Raw genomic sequence first — 19,623 nt, 5'->3', positions numbered from 1 at the left:
TATGTACTTTTTAAGGATTCAAGCAAAATTGAATGCGCTTTCAATAATTCTTAACTACGTATTCCCAGCACAATACGCATCAAAGCGCTGCAAAAATTAAGTTTAAGAAAATCAAGACCCTGCAGCTGTAAAATAGGTCCGCTTTCAATGTACTTTCTTTTATATCTTTCCACATTTGGATTATTGACTTCTCCGGGACATTGTCAACCCACGACAAGAAGGCAGCCCGGACTCGAGTGTCCTGCCGGGCGAAAATGATTGCAGGTCCCTTCTGTATCATGAAGACTAACGGACCAGGTCATTGTTAGTCTATAAATAGAATTAGGAGCAAAACAGGTCTTAGAGCCTATAAACAAAAGTAGTGTACCGACGATATTTGTCGTGGAAGGATAAAATTATCTTTAGTTGGAGGGTTACTATGCGCATCATTGGTAAAAAATTTAACATTTTCCTCATTATTGCATTGGCCTTCACCTTAATGGTTATCGGAATCCCGCTTGGCGTTCCGCATGCCCTGGCCACATCGACTTTCAATGACAATTTTGAAAGCGGAACGAGTCAGTGGAAGTCAACTGCCGGAACTTGGAGTCAGGCAACGGATGCAACGGAGCCAGCAGGTGATACAAAGGTTTATTCACAAACAGGTACAAGCACCGAGGGCCGTACTTCTGCCGGCAGTCAATCCTGGACGGACTATAGTGTGGAAGCAAAAGTGAAGGTTACCGATTTTAATTCAAACAGAGTGCTGATTGCCGGAAGATTCAAGGATGCAAATAACTACTATGCCGCTTCCTTGTATAACGGTAAAGCTTTGGAATCAGAAAAAAAATCAATGGTTCCGCTTCAACACTAGTAAGCACGAATTACACTTTCGAAACAAATAAGTGGTATACCATCAAGCTTGAGATGTCAGGCTCCACGATTAATGTCTATGTCTATGTCGATGGCACACTTCAACTGACTACCACAGACAGCAGCCTGACGGCAGGAGCCATAGGTCTGGTAACGAAATCAGTCGCCGAGTTTGACGATGTCGTTGTATCAGATAATGCATCCGCTTCTTCAAGCTCATCGTCAGCACCATCATCCTCTTCATCCAGCTCAGCCTCATCTCCGTCATCCTCTTCATCCGGTACATCAACACCAGCCACAAGCACGGCATATTATGTGTCGCCATCAGGCAGTGACTCAAACGCCGGAACGATCGATGCACCATTTGCTACAATTTCAAAAGCTGTTTCAATAGCTTCGCCAGGAACAACAATTTATGTCAGAGGCGGTACATACCACTTGTCGTCTGTGATTAATCTTAATAATAACGGTTCGGCAGGAAATCCGATTAACATCTTTGCTTATAACGGCGAGAAACCGTTACTTGATTTTTCCGGTGAAGGTGCAGGTAATGCATCATTTGGAATCAGAATCAATGGGAACTACTGGTATATCAAAGGTTTGGAAGTGGAACACGCTGCAGGCAAGGGCATCAGAATCTATGGCAGTTATAATACCGTGGAGAATTGTGTCACGCACAATAATAATGACAGCGGATTGTATATTGGATTAAACAAAACGGATTCAAATGACGGAAGCAAGGCTGCCTATAACAAAATTATCAATTGCGACTCCTATCTGAACTATGACCAAGGCGGTTCCACAGGAGACGGGGGAAACGCGGATGGATTTTCCTGTAAGTTAAACCCTGGTACAGGAAACTACGGCTGCCGTTCATGGGAAAACTCAGATGACGGCTGGGATTTGTACATGGCCCAGTATCCGGTCACAATCGACCATTGCTACACATGGCATAATGGAGACAAGAACATCTTTAACTATACAGGAACGAATTGGGCCGGAAACGGCAGCGGATTTAAGCTTGGCGGAGGTACCAGCTATGGTCAGCACATTGTTGAGAACTGTGTCGCCTTCGACATTAACTATGGCGTCAACAGCAACCACAAGGCATTTGACCAGAATGGCTCAGACGGAGCTCTTGGTGGCGTTAAAATATACAACTCTCTAGCCTTTGATTCAGGCTACGGATTTTATTTCGCCGTTGCGCCAACTCGGGGCGGAGCGCATACCTTCATCAATAATGTCAGCTTCGATGAAGCAAAAGGCGATGTGAAACTATACAGTGGTGCCGTGCAGGAAAATAACAGCTGGAATCTACCTGTAACGGTGAACAGTGCCGATTTTGAAAGCATCGCAACAGCTGATGCCGAAGCACCAAGAAATGCAGACGGCAGTCTACCATCGAACGGTTTTGCTCGTTTGGTTCCAGGCAGTGATCTGATTGATAAAGGCGTAGATGTCGGGATACCCTATCTTGGAGCCGCACCGGATCTGGGGGCCTATGAATTGCAATAATGATGTTGTGTTAATAATGATATCTATCTCAAAGTCAAACTATTGGGGGAAGCACTGATCTTTTTACCTGTGAAAAAATTAATCAATTAAATCCATTTACGAGGATGTCTCAGAATTTAGTTTGCCAAATCTGAGGCATCCTCGGTGTTCATCTTGCTGCCGAAAATGCTGAGGACGTAATTTATGCAGGAACATTAGCTGTCAAGTATGGTTAAACCGTTCAAGATTTACAAAAAAGTCTGGCACCCTATTTAACAATGGCAGAAGCGTTGAAGTTAGCAGCTCTGACATTTGATAAAATTGTATCGAAATTATCTTGTTGTGAAAGATAACATTGCTGCCAACAGATATTGACAATCTGACGTTCACCTGCACAAGTAGAAACTGGCCGAAACATTTTATCTTAATGTAGCAGGATCGGCTCCATGGTTATGAAGTAAAGTGGACCCCATTGTCAAGACACGAATTTTTACTTGGACGACAATTCGTTTATTCGTTTAAGAATTGTTCCTCCCTCAAGATCTTGAACACAACTTTATCTTTAGAGGCGTTAGAGTATATTTTTCTTTTCGTTAGATTGCAGTAATAAACATAAAAACCTTAAACGAGGAAAAGATCTCAGTTAGAACTATTGGTTGCAATATAGAAAAATCAAAATCAAACTCAAAAATATAAAAAATTGGATCTATAATTACATTCTCAACTTTCGCAGCTTAGTTCTGGCAGGTAAGCCTTGATATAGTTGTGTAGTCTGTCAATCCATTGCTGGAGTTGACAAGTGATCCACTTCTTGATCGTATTTTTGGTCCCCGCTAGAGCTTCATGGAGAAGATCCAGCAGCTGAGAGTCAGGGCAACAGCCCAATCCAGTTCATTTCATCGCAAAGCTCGTAGAACATGCCACCTAGTGTCGGTTCGTCTGAACTGCAGCGATTCTGCCACACCAGAAGAATGAGTTGGGTAAACACAATCGTTGTATTGCTGATCAGAAGGTCATATGACCAGCCCTGAAATTCTTTTTGCAGCTTGAGAAAAGATTTGCCGCTTCGCAAGAACTTGCGTATAAGTCGGAGAATCTTTTTGTCCTTAATCTTTTGTTCCACACAGTACATCAGCTTATCATGATTCACCGTGTCAAAGTAGGATTTCAGATCAAGATCAACCACGTATCTATATCCTTCCTCGTAGTAAGCTTTGGCGCGCTTCATCGCGTCATGAGCACTGCGGTTTGTTCGAAATCCAAAACTGTTGTCCGAGAATGTCGGATCAAAGATCCGTTCCATCACTTGGAAGTATCGCTTGTTGAACCAGTCGATCGCACACGGTCGGAACGCCAAGGTTTCTTTTTGTTCCATCGGGTTTGGGAATTTCTACACGTTTTACCGGTTGTGGCTCGTACGAGCCATCCCTGATCTGTTGGATAAGCTCATTCCTATTTCGTATAAGAAAGGGAAAGAGTTCATCGACAGTCATTCCATCGATCCCAGCTGATCCCTTGTTCGCCTTTACTTTCTTGTAGGCTTGATTGAGGTTTAGTCGGTCGGCGATTCTCGTGATGAGATCAGGCACACCATCTCTTCCGTCAGGTTCACCGTGAGTCATACTGCACACTTTTACCGTACCTTCGGGTTCCACCCTATTCTTCGATAGATAGTCATCCTTTGATGTTGTCTGTGGTTGTCGCATGGCTCACACCTCCACTGTTTCCAAGATTACTATTGTTCAGCCCTTCGTCCTGTCGGACTACTACGGCGTCTGCTGACTTCTTACAATTCATCGCACCATCACTGGCACGATTGTTCCTGTGGGAAATGCCTTCCCTCTTGTCGGGAACCCTTGTAAGATCTCCCCGGGTAAGAATAACAACTTTCCTCCCATGTAGGTGCTGGATTTACTGTAGAAGATTCGGGCAGTATCGGACTTCACCTTGTTACGCAGGCTTATCCCTCTCCATTCAGCCTTAGTATCCAGTTTCTGTTCGTCACCTCAGGAGTTTGCCTCCGGCTTCCTCCAGATTCCACCTCACGATGGACACCCTTGCCTTTCAGACAGTGTCCTAAAGGAAGCATAAACTCATGGCGGGCGGCGGCGTTATAAAAACGGCACTCGGCCCAATATTCAGTTTTCAGGCTCCTAAGCCCATCAAAGCGAGGCGGTCAACCGCGCCAACATTGTTGTAGATAATTTCTATCTTCTGGCGACGGTCGCCCCGCGCCTGTTCCGGCTCGTATACGATAATGCGGTCGATGAATTCATGGACGATTGCAGGGGTCAGCTTTTCAATCTCGGTATAGCGGCGAACCACGGAAAGAAACCTGTCCACATTAACCGCTTGGCTTTCTTCCCCGGCGATCTCGCTTTCCAGAGCGGCAACCGTTTCTTTCAATGTAGCCTGTTCCGCTTCAAACTTTGCGGACATTTTTTCATACCGTTCGTCCGGCACCCTGCCGGAAACGTTGTCCACATACAGCCGTTCAATCAGCATATCAAGCTCGACTATCCGCTGGCGGTGCTTGACAGCAGCCCGTTTCTTCGCCACCGTGTCCCGCTTTTGCTCCTGTACGCTCCTGTCCATTACCAGCCGGGCGAACTGCTTTTCATGCTTGGGGATATATCGGAGCAGTTGCCGCAGTTCTTCCAAAACAAGCTGTTCCAACTGGCTTTCCCTGATAAAGTGGCAAGTGCATTTGCGGTTTTGCAAATACTGTACGTTCTTGCGGTACTCGGAACAACTGTAGGAGCCCTCATAGCGCGTCCCCCACTTGTTTTTGATTGCCCGTGTGTGTATAATACAATTTACTCCCACAATCGGCGCAGTAGGCCACGCCGGAGAACAAACCGGGATTGCCATAACGAGGGGCGCGGCGCTTGTGTTCCCGCATACCGCGGACAATATCCCACGTTTCCGAGTCGATAATCGCCAGGTGGGTATGCTCGAACACCATTTACTTGTCGGGCGGGTTCAGGCGGGGGCGGTTGTCTTTGTACGACTTCGACCACGTTTTGAAATCGATGGTTTCGCCTAAGTATTCCGGAGCGTCCAGAATCTTATGTACCGTGGTCGTGTTCCAGAAATACGGGTCTTTGCAGGGGCGGGCCTTGGAAAGTATCCCGTGTTCGTACTTGTAGGCGCTCGGATTCAAAAGGTGTTCGCTATTGAGCGTCCGGGCAATCTGCGCGGGGCCGTACCCTTCCACGGACAGCCGGAAAACCCGGCGCACCACGGCGGCACTTTCCTCGTCAACGACAAGCTGTTTGGAATCCTCCGAATCTTTGCGGTAGCCGTAGGGCGGGATTACGGCGAGGCGTTCGCCGCTTTTGCCTTTCGCCTGCCACACGGCCCGGATTTTCTTGCTGGTATTTTTTACATACCACTCGTTGAACAAATTCATCATCGGGGTAAAATCATTTTCCCCGCGCTCCGTGTCTACGTTGTCATTGATGGCGACCAGCCGCACGTCCTTTTCCGCAAATACAATTTCAGTGTAAAACCCGAATTTTAGATAGTCGCGCCCAAACCGGCTCATATCCTTGACAATGACCGTGGCAACCTTTCCGGCTTCCACGTCCTCCATCATCCGGGAAAAGGCGGGGCGTTCAAAATCGGCTCCTGAGAAACCGTCGTCATAGATAAATTCGTAAGGCGTGAAGCCGTTTTCCTCGGCGTACTTGGTGAGAATTTTCCGCTGATTGATAATGCTGTTGGAATCGCCCTGCAATTCGTCCTCATGGCTCAATCGTCCATACAGGTAATTGATTTTTTCATTTGGTTGTCTGTTCATCATAACCTCTGTTTCCGACAGCCAACAGACGGTAATGTATCCTATATTGTAGCACCCTTACCGCCTGTTGTCATGGTTGTCGATCAGACGGGTTTTCTGTTATTCTCCGGCTTTGCTCCGTCAGTTTCATATTGAGCGAGGCGGGCGAAGGTGGAAATAATATCGCCCTCCTGCCCCAAACGGGAGGTCACAAGAAAGGCTGTGTTGCCGATTTTCCTTGTTGTCGTGCAGAATGTCGGGGAATCGGAAATTTTCGCTTTTACGGGATTCTCCATGAAATACTCCTTCCAGAAATGGGTGTGAAAGAACGGGAATGTTACGATTTTAAGCCCGTTTTGGAGGTGGACAGTATAAAACCATTGCCGAGCCGAAAACAGGACCGAAAAAGCCTGTATTTATGCGGGTCTGAAAGGTTAAAAGCGTGACATAGAACCCACTGGCAATAGGGCCGCTGCGCCTATCCAGCCTGTCAAGGGCCGGGTAGTATTTGCTATCGCAAATCTCCACCCTTACCCCCTTGACAGACCGGATTTTTGCCGTGTGCTGGCTTTGCCGAAAACTGGGAACAGAGCAAGGAGAAATCCGCCCCATTTTCGCCCGCGCCATTGTACGGCAAAATCTGCTCCGCTGGTCTGGTGGAAATCGGTCGGCTTCTACGGTGGCCCTGCCCCCGCGCCCCGGCCTCAATCAAGGAACAGAAACAGGAACGTATTTTCCAAGGGCGGGAGGCGTTGTCAATGGGAACGTGGAATAGCGGACAGAGCGCAGCGACGGAGCATATGCCGCGAAAGCCCGTTGACAAAAGCCGGAGCCCTCACACTGACCCGCAGGGTTGCCGTTCTTTTGAACGGAAACCTCTGCCACACGGCGAGTGGGGAGAGTTCCAGAGGGGGAACGCCTCTGGAAACGCGCGACTTCGGGCCAAGTTGGTCCGAAGTGATTACCGTTCCACATCTTTGCCTCTCCGGTTGGCGGGATGTTCCGTTTCCTCTTTTTCCGGAGGTCTGCGGAAAACGGAAGTAAGAAAATCCTTTACCAGCCGGGGCGCGTGTTTCACGGCTTCCCGAAACAGCTTTGTTTCCTCCATGAGCCGTTCCCAACGGGATTTGTAAATCTGTGCGTCCTGTCGGGCAGCGGCAAGCTCTTTTTTCAAGTCGGCTATTTCACTTTCGGCGGTCACGCCCTTTTTGGCAAGGCCGGACACGGTTTTCCAGTCGGCGGGTAGAAGTTGGACATTGCCGCCGATGGTCTTTTTCGTCATGCTGCTGATCTCGGAAAAGGTGGCGGTGGTTTGTTTGGTAACAGCGATTTTCTCCTGCAAGCCGGAAAGCTGCGCCTGCTTTTTCTCTATCGACTGATTCAAAGCGTCGGAACTGGCCTCTTCCTGCTGAATTTTGTAGTCCAGAACATCCAGATGTTCGGCGGTGCTGCCGCGTTCCCCACGCTCAAAATCGGTATAGCCCGCCGCCCGCATATGCTCGAAAAAGCGGTCTTGCAGGAGTGAGTAAGAATTGACAAGAATTGTCTTGCCGTTTTTGCTCAAAACAGGCTTTCCGCCCTTATCCAGTCTTTTGAGTTTCGGCCACTTTTTGCTATGACTGACTTGTTTGATAATTTCCTTTGTCGTACCGACGAGGGCCGAATCTGTGCAGCGTTTCGACCATTTGATTTCTTTATCCACAATGGGGATATATACGACGTGCATATGGTAATGAAACACGTCCCGGCCAAACTGTTCCGACAGGGCTCGGTTGCGCTCGTCGGCGTGCATGACGGCTGATAATATGTACTGTTCGCCTCCGGCCTCCTTGACCGCCAGACGGTAAGCTTCCGCAAAAAAACTCTTTGGCGTATTCGTAGCCACCATTGCGGTAGAAATAGGCGGTATTCACATCAAAAATCAGTTCGTCGATCACCTTTGCGTCCGGCTGTAGTCCGCGCTTGCTGATGGTGCCATCCGCAAGCATCCGGTCAAAGGTTTCGGCGTAACTTCCATCGCAACTTTTGAAATGGATGTTCAGATAGGAACGGTCTTTTACAATATCCGGATTGCTGTACTCCTGATTCTTTCGTTCGTTGTGCCGTTCCCGGATACCAACGGCGGTTTTGCGGTAGGCTTCGTTTCGGACAATACTCCTGTCTATTTTAGGCATGACACGGCCTCCCATCAATTACCGTGATATTTCTGGTACTCTTTGATAGGGTTTCGGGCAAAAAGGAACTTCGGGCCAAGTTGGCCCGAAGTCGAATAATGATTCTGGATTTTAGGAAAAAGCTGTATAATACTTATAGATTAAATGCTCATTATTTATATTAAACAGGGGTACATAAACACATAGTAAGTACAATAAGATCAAATATAAAGGATAAATACTATGAAATATTTTCATGTGGATGTTTTCTCGTCAGAAGCAATGAAAGGAAATGGATTAACTGTTGTTTTTGCAGATCCAAAATGCGATTATGATCAATTACTTAATATAGCCAGAGAATTTAATCAATTTGAAACAGTATTTGTTTTTAAACGGAGCGCAGATGGTTCGTTTCCCGTTCGCATTTTTACGACAGATGAAGAATTGAACTTTGCTGGTCACCCTATAGTTGGTTTAGGAGCAGTTCTACATAGCATATACTTCTCTTCAATGGAAGCAATCGAAATAAAAGTAGATTTGCAAGGAAGGAAATTAACAATATTATCTAAAGTTAAAAACGGAGTTTACAATGTTACAATGAATCAGGGTACCCCGCAATTCTTAGAGCGAGTGAATAAAAAGCACTACAACAGAATTGCCAAGTCTGTAAACTTGTGCGAAAATGACATCGACATGAAGTCCCCAATTGAAGTTGTGTCAACTGGTTTGCCATATTTATTGGTACCGTTAACAAGTGGTTTAGACCATGCTAAAATTGTAATGAATCGCTTTGAAGATTTTTTGAGTGAATTCGGAGCGAAGTTTGTTTATGTCTATGACACACAAAGTTTGGAATGCAGAACGTGGGATAACTTCGGAATGGTTGAAGACGTCGCAACAGGTAGCGCTGCAGGCCCGTTATGTGCCTACCTTGTAGAACATAAGCTTGTTGAGAAAAATAAGATTATAGAAATACACCAAGGGCGCTTTGTTAAAAGGCCCAGTATCATTCAAACCTGGGTTTCTACAAAATCCGCAACGGACGAAGTATTTATAAGCGGTGACGTAGCATTTTTTGCTTCCGGAAGTTTTCTTGTAATTTAATACCGCAAAGTTCAAAGAGTCCTCTGAACTGCATATAAGTCTAGTACCGTGTGCTTTTGAAAGCGAAAACGAACTTCTCATTATTTATATAATGGATAATAAAGCATTTAAAGAAGCTCTTACTATGAAAATATAAAAAGGAAAAAGGCGTGATATTATTCATTCGCTTTTGTTTTCACTTTTCATAAAAATAGATGTTCCATCTTAAAAATTTAACAAGAGAGGTTAACAAATGGAATTATACATCGTGGATGCATTTGCCGAACATATTTATGGGGGAAATCAGGCCGGTGTTGTCTTGCTGGACAGAACGGCAGACTTCCCAGACGCTGCCCTGATGCAACAAATTGCCGCGGAACTGAAGCATTCTGAAACGGCGTTTGTGAAAAGAATCGATTCGCATCACTTTGGTATTCGGTATTTTACCCCAGAAGGTGAAGTTGATTTGTGTGGACATGCCACAATCTCTGCGTTTACGGCTCTGCGGGAGGAAAAAGCATTGCCATGTGGCAAATATGCAGCTAAAACAGCAGCAGGAGAAATTCCGGTGACAATAGAACCGGACTGTATCTGGATGGGAATGGCGCCGGGCAAGTTAATAAAAGTATTATCTGATGAGGAAGCCTCCGCTCTCTACCAGGCCTACGGGCTTTGCATATCTGATAAGCCTGCAACATTGCAGCCATGCATAGTCAGTACAGGCTTATCAGATATTCTTCTGCCGGTTGACAGCATAGATAAGCTCACACACTCTGTTCAAAGTAAGGAAGAGGTGATCCGGCTTTCCAAAAGACATCAAGTGGTTGGTGTTCATATGTATTATCCTGAATTGTCCGCCCAAGTCACGGCTCGATGCCGAAATTTTGCTCCGCTTTATGGAATTGACGAAGAGGCAGCAACCGGCACGTCGAATGGTGCGCTGACCTATTATCTCCACAGCCAAGGTTGGATTTCAGAACAGGATGAGAATACTTTTATTCAGGGAGAAAGTATGGGGAAACCTTCAATCATAAAAAGCCGAATTGGCCTAGATAAAGTAATTTGTGTTGGAGGCAGTGCGGTCATTTCGATACGTGGCTGGCTTAAAGATTAATTTGTGTATGAAAAAACAATAGCATTGGTAACGATTCGAGAACTGCGACTCAATCTTAAAATGTAGGAATATTATGAGCAAACTCAGCAGTTCAAAGCATTCTCCGAACTGCACATAATGTTTACAATCTGCGAAGGAAGCAAAATCAAATTATTTATAAACTGTATAGCAAAGCACTCAAAAAATTTAGGAGGCCCTTTCATGGCGATAGCTTCTTTCATTAAACTAACATACGGAAATCAGCCTTCTCAATTTGGCGTTTTGCGTCTTCCCGACGCATCAGGAAAATGCCCTGTAGTCATTACATTTCATGGAGGTTTTTGGAAGGCAAAATATGGACTTGAAGAAATCAGCCCCGTTGATGAAGATCTTACAAAAAGAGGGTATGCAACTTGGAATGTTGAATATCGGCGTGTTGGCGAACCCGGTGGAGGATGGGAAGGAACGTTTCACGACGCGGTGGATTCTGTTAACTTTCTGTCTCAGCTCGAAAAGGATTTTCCGCTGGACCTCTCCCATGTGGTTATCATCGGACATTCAGCAGGCGGACATTTAGCGCTCTGGTTGGCTTCCAGAATCAATAGACTGAATCAGGATATGATGGACGGGTTACTGCAGATACCCATAAAAGGCGTGATAAGTTTAGCCGGAGTTTCAGATTTAGAGAAGATGTGGGAAATAGATGCTCAAAACGGAATTGACAGTCCCGTCGAAAATCTGATGGGCGGTATGCCAAAAGAATTTCCTGATCGTTATCGCTTCGCCTCCCCCATAGACCAATTACCTGTGAGGATTCCGCAAATATTAATTCATGGGGATTCAGACGTAGATGTTCCTGTTGAATTAAGTCTGAAATATTACCATAGGGCAATTGGTTTAAAAGATCAAGTCGATTTAAAGATACTTCCTAAAACCGATCATTTTATGTTGATTGATCCACTCTCGGCCGCATGGCAGTCCGTGATTGATTCTTTAAACAAATTGGTTTATTGAGCTTCACATAATGAGCATAACCAGCAGTTCTAATTATTTATAAAATATGTGTTATATGTAGGGATAATATGATGACGGCTAATAAAATTACAATATTACGACTTATACTTATACCATTTTTTTTGTTTTTTTTACTCATGGGCGAAAATTTATCAATTTTTATTTCACTACTAATATTTATTTCAGCAGCATTAACTGATAAACTCGATGGTTATATAGCAAAAAAGTATCAACAAACTACAGATTTAGGAAAAATATTGGATCCATTAGCTGATAAACTCCTTGTATTTGCAGCACTTGCTGTTTTCACTGCACAGAGGCTGACTAATCCTATTGCGCTGTTTATTATAATTATCAGAGAACTAACTATAACATCTGTTAGAGTTGTTGTGGCTAATAATGGAACGGTCGTAGGCGCAGGATTTTCTGGAAAATTGAAAACAGCTATTCAACTAATTGCAATTATGGCAATTCTCGCCCTACCATTACTTCATGTTATCGGCGTTACTTCTGTAGAACCGTACAATGTGTTAATTTCTAATGTTTTGTCATGGATTATGGCGATATTTTCAGTTATTTCCGGTGTTGACTACTTATTAAATGGGCTTTCCCTTAAGAACATTACTAAATAATGTTATGATAAAACAACTTTGCAAAATGAGCAAAATGGGAGCATAGCAAATTCCAATCTATAGTCGCGTGGTAGAGGTAGCGGTCATATACTTCCGTGAAGTATATGACCCACGAGACACTTTCCGCTTGGCGGCAAAGTGTCTCGTGGGCTCTCCGAGGGGGAACGCCCTGCGGGGGACCTGCGGTCTGACGGCCGCGAAAAAGCGGGGCATGGCTTTGTGGCCACACCCCGCTTTTTCATGGTGCGCCGCCTGTATGCCTCCTGCTGCCGGTCGGTGGCTTTCATAGCTTCAAACATTTCGTCCGTGACTTCAACGAATGTATCTTCTTTGAACCATGGGTAAATATTCCGCAAATTGATCGTTGCCATACTAAATTCCTCCGTTTCGTTTTGGGTAGATAGGCGACCGAAACGGAGTGCGGCGGGGAACGGCAACCGGGAAAATATAGAACTTCGGGCCTTGGCCCGAATGATACGGGAGCTTGTCCTCTAAATTGGTAATTAAAAAAGAATATAAAAAAGCACCTATGCTTGAAAATTTCCGCAAGGTGCTAAGTGAAAGATGGGCGCAGTATTCACCCATGATTTTCAGGACTTTTTTGAAATTATGGAGGGCTAAGCTGTCAGCTAAGCCGAGCCGTTACGACGAGGCAACGGCTCCTCCCATACGGAAAATAGCGACTTCGGGAACATAAAAGCCTCCTGTTCCAAAGCCGCCTGTGGAAAAAAGGGCGCAATTATTACGTCCTCCGCCATCGTATTTTTTGAAAAGGAAAGCGGCGGCTTTGATTTTACATTTCAAAACTGCCGCTTTGGCTATACGATTCTATTTATGTGTAACACATCATCTGCCAAATGACGGTTTGTAACATGCCACAATGCAATTTCTGCTTATATACTCTGTAACAACCAAATAATTAGTTGGTGTCAAGCATTGTTTGCTCTTTCATTCGATCAATCAACGAACAAACCATATGATGGATTCTTAAAAAAGCATCAGGATCGCTAATGCCACCATAAATCATGGAATAGAGCTTTCCGGACTCCCCATCGCAGTGAATTTGAAAGGTATGAATGTTGGAGTGGGCCAAAAGCTTTATTTCCTTTTCGTCAAACAGGCTTGCAGTAACTGTTTCATTGGTTCCATGTATGCTCAACTGTCCAAAGAGTTCATCACTTAACGTAATCTTTGGATATTTGTGAATCTCTGCGGCAGCCTTCCAACCATATATGTTGATAAAGAAGTTCGGCCATACTTTCGTATTCATGACAAGATGATACTGAACATGGGACTTAAATTCGGCCCTTATCCGAGTATCCACTGTGTTGCCTTTACTGATAGTGACAATATCGTATAGAATATTAATTCCACTATACTCCACCAAAATCTGTTGACCTTTCAATGCACCTGCGCTTTTATACTGCCCGCTGATTTGGCTGGCTATTTTTTTTAAATTGTCCGAATCGGTTTGGCTGAACGTATCATACAGTGCATCAAAGAAATTTCCCATTTATAATCGTCTCCTCTTAGTATTTTCTTTGGAATATGGAAAGCGTCAGTGAATGAACTAGACAGATAGCTGTTATGATAATACTTAACACTTGTGGAATGCTTGGAAAAAGTTCTGGCCGCTTAACAGACACCCCCAACATAACGACAAGCAAACCAAAGACAATAAAGTAGGTTAGGCCGTCAGATTTTGATTTTATGAGGACTGCCCGTTCATCCTGCTTTTTTTGAATCATAGCCGTTCTAATAAAATCACTGAAGGCTGCGACCAAAAATGTTGCCATAAAAAGAATATCCAGCTTAAAAACCGCACTGATCACAAGTAAAATCGTACCAATCAAAAGTATTAATAAATCCATTACTCATCATCCTCAAAAAGAAATAATTCTTCAATTGACACATGAAACACCTTTGCAAGTTTATGGGCAAGAAAAATAGACGGATTGTATTTACCGGTTTCCAATGAGTTTATTGTCTGACGCGATACGTTTGCAAGCTCCGCCAATTGGCCTTGAGATTGTCCAAATTTTCCCCTATATTCCCTTACCTTATTTTCCAAGCAGGCACCTCCTGTCAAGCCCACTTTACTTTATTATATACGCATTGCCGTGGCTGTCAAGCTAACTTTACAGGTAAATTGTTTTGAATGCCTATTCAATGAGTTCCGCTCTATTACGTCAAGAATACTACTGTTCTTTCCATAACGTTCGTTCTAGGGCACATTGTCATAAATGAATGCATTTATACATTGCCGATCTGCGGGCTATCTATATACTACTGATTGTTTAAACTATGCTTCCTTATGCACCCTGCGCATTTAAAACAAAGGAATACTTTCTGCTTTTGATAGGCGCTGAAATTGTAATTTCCTTTTTTATTGAATTGTAAAACTGTCCCTTCGCCTGTCCTTCAATAATCCTTTTGCGAAAGACGCCTTTTGGATACATATACTCACTTCTATCATCAACAATCATTTGTCCAATTTCAACACCACTGTAAGTATCAGCTGGATCAAATGATTTACACATATCATAGACTTGTCTAATAGTTCTAAATGGCTTTTTTGTCGGATCACCCGTTTTATGCGGACCTGGAGTTTCTTTTCTTATGGTTGACTGACTGGGAGTCATTAACGCTTCTAAAACATTCTCAAAATCAAATGCATTCTCATCATACTCACTTGCATTAAAATTATTTGGAGAACCATACGAGCAGCCATTTATATGAGGATGATTTTGACGATTAGCACTGAAATAAGCGGCAGACAAGCCATCTACGCCACATATATACATATGGGCATCACAATAAGGATTGGGACAATAAAAGCGAATATCTCTATTTTCTTTTGTTGCATCTTTGGCATAAAATTTTATCTTTCTCTGCTTATCTTTAAAAACATACATTGACATGTTGTTTCACCATTTTTTTCAAGCATATTATTTTTCATAAAAAGAATATCATCAGCTTTGATATACCAGTCCACATCTGCACCTCGGAACGTCGCGGTGGCCACTGTATTTGCCCCTGGGTTGACCAATTCGACTTCGGCATTATAGTCATACTCTTTTAACGGGATGGCTGCCGGAATACTGACCTGTATCATTTGCCCTTATCCACGGGATTTTAGGTCATAGGTACGTTCCTTGATTTCGTCACTGACTGTGCCGTCCTCATTATTCACGCGCACTTCACGGCGGAGTGCGGAGAATTTCAGTGCGCCAAACGTCTTGTCCTTATCAATCACAATGCCTTCAGCTAATCTCATTTTTTGCCCTCCTTATGCTTTCACCATATCGTCTGCATGCAGAATATAATTTGTAAACCACGAGCCCCAATTTTATAACCCTCTGCGGTAATTCGAGGATTGATCAATTTTAACTTTTCTTCTACTTCAAAATGCTTTTCACCCGCTTCCGGTGGCAACACCAAAACGATATCGTCTGCTCGCTGGATGTCGGAATACAAATTGTAGCTGCGGGAAAGGATCATCGTGCGTTACTCTGCGCTNCGTCTGCTCGCTGGATGTCGGAATACAAATTGTAGCTGCGGGAAAGGATCATCGTGCGACCATTTACTCTGCGCTGTTCCACATTGCCTTCTCCAGCATATTCGAGGTTTCCAAATGTCTTTTCAACGTTTGGAATAATGTGTTTCAGTTCCATAAATCATTTTCCTTTCTGTAAATAATTTTGTTTTGATTAATAAGCTGATTCAAACTTAAAGTTTGTCGGGAAAAGAGCGGGATGCTTTGGTAAAACCACATCCCTTCCAACGCAAAAAACTTGAAGTAAAAATGCTGAAATGATTTCTCATCTCAGCACAGGATTGATTAAAATTCGTAGCACAGTAAGAGGGTACCTTTCGAAAACAGAATGACTTGGCGGAAAATAAGACAAAAAAAGAAGGCATATTCTTCAAAATATACCTTTCAAACCTTGAACTGATGGTTCTCTGGCTCCGATTCTTGGCGGAATTCTGGCGGAGATCCTTATCAATTTAAGTGTTTTTATCCATTTTACCTTTGCCAAAAATGCTGTTAAATCAACGTTTCGACGCCAAACGAGGTATCTACTTTATGCCCACTCTTTTGTAATCAACGTGTTTAGCAGGTAGAACGTTGATTTACCGGGATTTTGAGCGAGTTAAAGATGCAAGACAGGCTTAAAAAGGTTTTGGATGGTGACATAGCTGAATAATGTATAGCTGCAGAGCAAAAAACTAAAATCTTCCTTAAATGATCTTACCATTCAAAAACGTGACAAACCCTGTTGTTCAAGGTACTAAGCTGATTAATAATCGGTTCATATGTTCTCAATTGAAAGTAATCGAGAGCTTTCCCTGTAATCTCTTCATTTCTCAGCAGTTTATATGAATTGTTTGATCATATTCCCTTTTCCAGAAGGGATTTGATATTGTAATGGAAGATACTTGGCGCACCATAGGAAGCATATCTTTTTGGTATATCGATTTCATTTATATTTTCAATAGTACCCCCAGGTTGCCCCCAATCTACCGCAATTTGTTTGATCGTGTAAAGGTAATCGATCATAGCGTCTAAATCTTTTGCTGTTCCAATTCCGCCATGACCAGAAACGACTTTTTTGATTTAGATTTTTAACTTTTTTAAGTATACTCATCCACTGATCCACATTCCCCTGTCTGAAATCAGCGTGATATCCGATATGCATAAGATCTGCTAAGAAAATAACTTGCTCCTTTTGGAGATAGAGAAAAGAATCACTGTTTGTATAACCTCCACCATAGGTGGTAAATTCAGCATACATCCTCGCTCCATTTAAAGTGATCGTATCTTCAAAAGTAATCGTTGGTAATGTTAATTTAAACCTTTCCGTGTCCTTTAAGATCATTGAATATTCGCCAAGTAGATCTTCTAGTTCCTGACGTTCTTGATAACTTGGACTTTCCCCTAGTGCCTTAGCGGCCTCTTAGTGTGTCAGAAGTCTCATCCTCACTAGACCGAATTCTCCCATGGTCTGATGATCTCCCGGAAAATTGTCATATTATTATAAACAAATAGGAATCCCCATCTGAGCTTGACTCAGGTGGGGATTATTTATGCAAGGTGGCCATTATTTGACGCTTACAATCATACGTCAAAATCAGTTGACAATGTCAATTCCTTAACTGCATCGAGATTCTGTTTTTTTTTATTTGACACAGCCACAACAGCATCATAAGCGTCGCTTCCCATGGGTAAATCCAATGGTGGATTATCCATGTTTGCCACCTTCAAATATAAGAGAGCGGCCTTATGTGGATCCCCGGCCTGGTTTCCATTTTTCTCTTTTAGGAATTGGTTAACAAATGTGAACATCTCCGCATAAGGGCTGCTGCTATGGGCAACAGAATAGGAATTTGGATTCAAAAATTCCGTCCTGAAATATCCGGGAATGATATTTGTCACATGAATGCCAAAAGGCTTCAGCTCAGCGGCTGTACCGTAGCTGATTGCATTTACGGCAAATTTTGTTGCACTGTAAATTGAGCCAAATGCGTCTGCAGTTAGTCCTGCAACGGAAGAAGTATTAAAAATATGTCCGGACTGTTGCTGACGCATAATGGGAGCAATTGCTTCGGATCATATTTAAGGTAGCAAAAACATTCACATCAAAGCAGGCTCTCACCTCTTTATCACTAGAATCCTCAATGGTTCCCAAGTGCTGATACCCCGCGTTGTTAACTAAAACGTCAATACGGCCAAATTTATTTTTAGCAAGCTCCACCTTTTGTTTAATGTCGTCCTCGTCATTCAAATTCAAGGCAACAGGTAAGAATGCATCATTTTCAGCTCCTATTTTTTCAATCAGGATTTCTTTTCTGCGGCTGGTGGCTACCACAAACTGATCGTTTTCCAGCAATGTCCGGCACAACTCCAGTCCAAGTCCTCTGCTGCATCCTGTTATTAGCCATACTTTTTTATCCATTTTCGTCAATCCTTTCTAAGATTAATTTATTGCTGTCCTTTCATTCAACGTGCAACTCTGTACCTGTTTATTATGTGGTGGTTAATCTTCTGAATGGGATATCTGGTTAACTATCTGGATCAAAGCCTCCTTTATTGGTGTAACAGGACGACCAAGCAATTTCTCCAAATCGTCGCTTTCAATCGCTAATCCACCTTCGCGAATGCCTTTTTGTATCTTTATAAGTAAAGGAAGAAAGTCTTTTGGTATTCCAGCATCTTTCATCAACTGAGCATAAGTCTCATCATCAACCTGCTGAAAAGAGATCTTCTTTCCTAATGCTGTTTCAAGAACAGAAACTAATTCCCGATGTGTCATAAGTTTTCCGGAAAGCTCGTAAGTGGTGTTTTCATGTCCGCTTCCAGTCAGCACGACAGCAGCGGCCTCAGCCAAATCCTGCCGAAGCACCCAGCCTACCTTTCCATCTCCAGTCACTGTGACCCATGGAGCACCCGCCATAGCCCCCTGAATGCTTCCAATTTCGTTTTCCAGATACCAGTTGTTCCTCAAAAATGAATAAGGGATACCTGTTTTTACAATGGCAGCTTCCGTAGCTTTATAGACCGGAGCAAGGAAAAAGTTACTGTCATTTGCTTTGTTCGCGCTGGTAAAAGCAATAAACTTAACTTTGGCGCGCTCTGCGGCAGCAACCGCATTCATGTGTTGCCTCATTCTTATTTCATCACCGCCAAGCCGCACCTCCGATGAAGATATTAGCAATAGCCTGTCAATTCCTGAGAAAGCAACATCCAGTGTATCCGGTTTATCAAAGTCACCCTGCCGGACTTCGACTCCGCGTGCTTTCAATTCTTCTGCTTTATCAGGATTTCGAACACTGACGGCTAATTGATCTGCCGGTATCGTTTTTAAAAGCGTCTCAACAACTTTTGAACCTAACTTTCCTGTTGCTCCTGTGACTAATATTTTCATTGTTTTTTCCTCCTCCAAAGCGGGTGATATATTTTGCTTAAATACATGGCTCCGTTAACGTCTGTTGTCGTATTTTATTGTCTGAGAGCCTTGTGTTCATTTCCGCAGAATTTTTACGATAAATGTAGAAGAACAACAACGAGCGACAGGATAGCTAAAAATAGAATCATAGCCGTATCCTTAAAGGAATCCCTTACCCGAATATGTGTCAGGATGCCACCTACACCTGTAAAGGTAAGCAATGTTGCACCCGCTATCGCCGAAATCGGAGCCCAATATCCAATAATTAAAAGCACAGCCCCTGATAATTCAACAATTCCGGTTACAATTCTGAACCATTGTGGCAATTTCCAATGCTTAAAAGCTTCTACATGCATTTTCGAACCCGTTACTTTTCCGAATCCGGCCATCAAAAAGATTAATGCAAGAATTCCTTGTAAAATAAAAGTTACTAGTTCCATAGTCTTTCTCAGCTCCTCTTTAGACTCAAATTTTTTTATCGCTTTCTAAAACAAAATCATGTTAGAAAAAGCGCTGTGGACGACAGATCGTCGTACTGGCTGTAACATCCTATCCGTCCTAAAGTGCCCGCTTT

General features: G+C 43.4%; 25 protein-coding genes and 3 pseudogenes. 7 read left to right on the top strand and 21 right to left on the bottom strand.

The window, feature by feature from the left end; translation table 11 throughout:
- Positions 1 to 418: 418 nt before the first annotated feature.
- On the top strand, positions 419 to 853 hold the full coding sequence (locus COP04_RS06820; protein WP_100487283.1) for a hypothetical protein: 435 nt from the start codon (positions 419 to 421) through the stop codon (positions 851 to 853).
- A 100-nt stretch (positions 854 to 953) separates the two neighbouring features.
- On the opposite strand, the gene COP04_RS06815 is transcribed toward COP04_RS06820, so the two are convergent.
- Positions 954 to 1,151 (bottom strand): hypothetical protein, encoded by a 198-nt coding sequence (locus COP04_RS06815; protein ID WP_157800211.1) that lies wholly within the window; start codon positions 1,149 to 1,151, stop codon positions 954 to 956.
- A 16-nt stretch (positions 1,152 to 1,167) separates the two neighbouring features.
- Between COP04_RS06815 and COP04_RS06810 the strand changes: the two genes are divergently transcribed.
- Positions 1,168 to 2,367: a right-handed parallel beta-helix repeat-containing protein gene (locus COP04_RS06810; protein ID WP_157800210.1), complete on the top strand. Its 1,200-nt coding sequence runs from the start codon at positions 1,168 to 1,170 to the stop codon at positions 2,365 to 2,367.
- Positions 2,368 to 2,504: 137 nt separating this feature from the next.
- A pseudogene (locus tag COP04_RS20455) lies at positions 2,505 to 2,699 on the top strand (mercury(II) reductase); the annotation flags it as partial.
- A gap of 367 nt (positions 2,700 to 3,066) precedes the next feature.
- Here the strand turns inward: COP04_RS20455 and COP04_RS20890 are convergent.
- The 7 genes and pseudogenes from COP04_RS20890 to COP04_RS20120 all read right to left on the bottom strand — a co-directional run bounded on the left by COP04_RS20890 (position 3,067) and on the right by COP04_RS20120 (position 8,301).
- A pseudogene (locus COP04_RS20890) lies at positions 3,067 to 3,649 on the bottom strand (reverse transcriptase domain-containing protein).
- Complete coding sequence (locus tag COP04_RS20885; RefSeq protein WP_162297059.1) at positions 3,633 to 4,052, bottom strand: reverse transcriptase family protein; 420 nt, start codon at positions 4,050 to 4,052, stop codon at positions 3,633 to 3,635. The pseudogene COP04_RS20890 and the gene COP04_RS20885 overlap by 17 nt, the downstream one beginning before the upstream one ends.
- Before the next feature lie 439 nt (positions 4,053 to 4,491).
- Complete coding sequence (locus COP04_RS20040) at positions 4,492 to 5,217, bottom strand: DUF4368 domain-containing protein (protein ID WP_193437398.1); 726 nt, start codon at positions 5,215 to 5,217, stop codon at positions 4,492 to 4,494.
- Between the two features lie 94 nt (positions 5,218 to 5,311).
- The gene (locus COP04_RS06790; protein WP_100487280.1) at positions 5,312 to 6,148 is read right to left on the bottom strand and encodes a recombinase family protein; all 837 of its coding nucleotides are present in this window, start codon (positions 6,146 to 6,148) and stop codon (positions 5,312 to 5,314) included.
- Between the two features lie 83 nt (positions 6,149 to 6,231).
- Positions 6,232 to 6,423 carry a hypothetical protein gene (locus tag COP04_RS06785; protein WP_100487279.1) on the bottom strand — a complete coding sequence of 64 codons (192 nt, stop codon included), beginning with the start codon at positions 6,421 to 6,423 and terminating at the stop codon, positions 6,232 to 6,234.
- 665 nt (positions 6,424 to 7,088) lie between these two features.
- The gene (locus COP04_RS06775; protein ID WP_420852781.1) at positions 7,089 to 7,934 is read right to left on the bottom strand and encodes a plasmid recombination protein; all 846 of its coding nucleotides are present in this window, start codon (positions 7,932 to 7,934) and stop codon (positions 7,089 to 7,091) included.
- On the bottom strand, positions 7,822 to 8,301 hold the full coding sequence (locus tag COP04_RS20120; RefSeq protein ID WP_204988031.1) for a plasmid recombination protein: 480 nt from the start codon (positions 8,299 to 8,301) through the stop codon (positions 7,822 to 7,824). Before COP04_RS20120 ends, COP04_RS06775 begins: the two co-directional genes overlap by 113 nt.
- A 222-nt stretch (positions 8,302 to 8,523) precedes the next feature.
- Between COP04_RS20120 and COP04_RS06770 the strand changes: the two genes are divergently transcribed.
- The 4 genes from COP04_RS06770 (at position 8,524) to pgsA (ending at position 12,102) form a co-directional block, all read left to right on the top strand.
- Positions 8,524 to 9,384 carry a PhzF family phenazine biosynthesis protein gene (locus COP04_RS06770; protein ID WP_100487277.1) on the top strand — a complete coding sequence of 287 codons (861 nt, stop codon included), beginning with the start codon at positions 8,524 to 8,526 and terminating at the stop codon, positions 9,382 to 9,384.
- Positions 9,385 to 9,616: 232 nt separating this feature from the next.
- Positions 9,617 to 10,477 carry a PhzF family phenazine biosynthesis protein gene (locus COP04_RS06765; protein ID WP_100487276.1) on the top strand — a complete coding sequence of 287 codons (861 nt, stop codon included), beginning with the start codon at positions 9,617 to 9,619 and terminating at the stop codon, positions 10,475 to 10,477.
- Between the two features lie 201 nt (positions 10,478 to 10,678).
- On the top strand, positions 10,679 to 11,470 hold the full coding sequence (locus COP04_RS06760) for an alpha/beta hydrolase family protein (protein ID WP_100487275.1): 792 nt from the start codon (positions 10,679 to 10,681) through the stop codon (positions 11,468 to 11,470).
- A 71-nt stretch (positions 11,471 to 11,541) separates the two neighbouring features.
- Positions 11,542 to 12,102, top strand: coding sequence for a CDP-diacylglycerol--glycerol-3-phosphate 3-phosphatidyltransferase (gene pgsA, locus COP04_RS06755; protein ID WP_157800209.1), 561 nt, complete (start codon positions 11,542 to 11,544; stop codon positions 12,100 to 12,102).
- Positions 12,103 to 12,185: 83 nt separating this feature from the next.
- Here the strand turns inward: pgsA and COP04_RS06750 are convergent, their stop codons facing one another.
- The 13 genes and pseudogenes from COP04_RS06750 to COP04_RS06695 form a co-directional block, all read right to left on the bottom strand.
- The gene (locus COP04_RS06750) at positions 12,186 to 12,473 is read right to left on the bottom strand and encodes a hypothetical protein (protein WP_100487273.1); all 288 of its coding nucleotides are present in this window, start codon (positions 12,471 to 12,473) and stop codon (positions 12,186 to 12,188) included.
- 548 nt (positions 12,474 to 13,021) lie between these two features.
- The gene (locus COP04_RS06740; protein ID WP_100487271.1) at positions 13,022 to 13,615 is read right to left on the bottom strand and encodes a hypothetical protein; all 594 of its coding nucleotides are present in this window, start codon (positions 13,613 to 13,615) and stop codon (positions 13,022 to 13,024) included.
- Between the two features lie 16 nt (positions 13,616 to 13,631).
- Complete coding sequence (locus COP04_RS06735; protein WP_100487270.1) at positions 13,632 to 13,973, bottom strand: hypothetical protein; 342 nt, start codon at positions 13,971 to 13,973, stop codon at positions 13,632 to 13,634.
- On the bottom strand, positions 13,973 to 14,173 hold the full coding sequence (locus tag COP04_RS06730) for a helix-turn-helix transcriptional regulator (protein WP_100487269.1): 201 nt from the start codon (positions 14,171 to 14,173) through the stop codon (positions 13,973 to 13,975). Before COP04_RS06730 ends, COP04_RS06735 begins: the two co-directional genes overlap by 1 nt.
- 241 nt (positions 14,174 to 14,414) lie before the next feature.
- Complete coding sequence (locus tag COP04_RS06725; RefSeq protein ID WP_157800208.1) at positions 14,415 to 15,023, bottom strand: hypothetical protein; 609 nt, start codon at positions 15,021 to 15,023, stop codon at positions 14,415 to 14,417.
- Positions 14,984 to 15,379, bottom strand: a pseudogene (locus COP04_RS06720) (YdcP family protein). The gene COP04_RS06725 and the pseudogene COP04_RS06720 overlap by 40 nt, the downstream one beginning before the upstream one ends.
- A gap of 20 nt (positions 15,380 to 15,399) precedes the next feature.
- Positions 15,400 to 15,603, bottom strand: a complete 204-nt coding sequence (locus COP04_RS20880) for a DUF961 family protein (protein WP_476749550.1) — start codon at positions 15,601 to 15,603, stop codon at positions 15,400 to 15,402.
- Complete coding sequence (locus COP04_RS20875) at positions 15,600 to 15,776, bottom strand: DUF961 family protein (RefSeq protein ID WP_476749549.1); 177 nt, start codon at positions 15,774 to 15,776, stop codon at positions 15,600 to 15,602. Before COP04_RS20875 ends, COP04_RS20880 begins: the two co-directional genes overlap by 4 nt.
- 819 nt (positions 15,777 to 16,595) lie before the next feature.
- The gene (locus COP04_RS06710) at positions 16,596 to 16,982 is read right to left on the bottom strand and encodes an MBL fold metallo-hydrolase (protein ID WP_100487267.1); all 387 of its coding nucleotides are present in this window, start codon (positions 16,980 to 16,982) and stop codon (positions 16,596 to 16,598) included.
- A 239-nt stretch (positions 16,983 to 17,221) separates the two neighbouring features.
- Positions 17,222 to 17,692: an SDR family NAD(P)-dependent oxidoreductase gene (locus COP04_RS20450; RefSeq protein WP_204988030.1), complete on the bottom strand. Its 471-nt coding sequence runs from the start codon at positions 17,690 to 17,692 to the stop codon at positions 17,222 to 17,224.
- Positions 17,661 to 18,059 (bottom strand): SDR family NAD(P)-dependent oxidoreductase, encoded by a 399-nt coding sequence (locus COP04_RS20445; RefSeq protein WP_204988029.1) that lies wholly within the window; start codon positions 18,057 to 18,059, stop codon positions 17,661 to 17,663. The genes COP04_RS20450 and COP04_RS20445 overlap by 32 nt, the downstream gene beginning before the upstream one ends.
- An 81-nt stretch (positions 18,060 to 18,140) precedes the next feature.
- A complete protein-coding gene (locus COP04_RS06700) occupies positions 18,141 to 19,028 on the bottom strand; it encodes an SDR family oxidoreductase (RefSeq protein WP_100487266.1) in 888 nt (295 codons plus the stop codon).
- A 113-nt stretch (positions 19,029 to 19,141) separates the two neighbouring features.
- Positions 19,142 to 19,489, bottom strand: a complete 348-nt coding sequence (locus tag COP04_RS06695; RefSeq protein WP_100487265.1) for a DoxX family protein — start codon at positions 19,487 to 19,489, stop codon at positions 19,142 to 19,144.
- Between the last annotated feature and the right edge of the window lie 134 nt (positions 19,490 to 19,623).

This window comes from Sporolactobacillus pectinivorans (genome assembly GCF_002802965.1).
Taxonomy (GTDB): Bacteria; Bacillota; Bacilli; order Bacillales; family Sporolactobacillaceae; genus Sporolactobacillus; species Sporolactobacillus pectinivorans.
The sequence above is the reverse complement of the archived record's forward strand: the minus strand, read 5'-3'. Positions and strand labels throughout refer to the sequence as shown.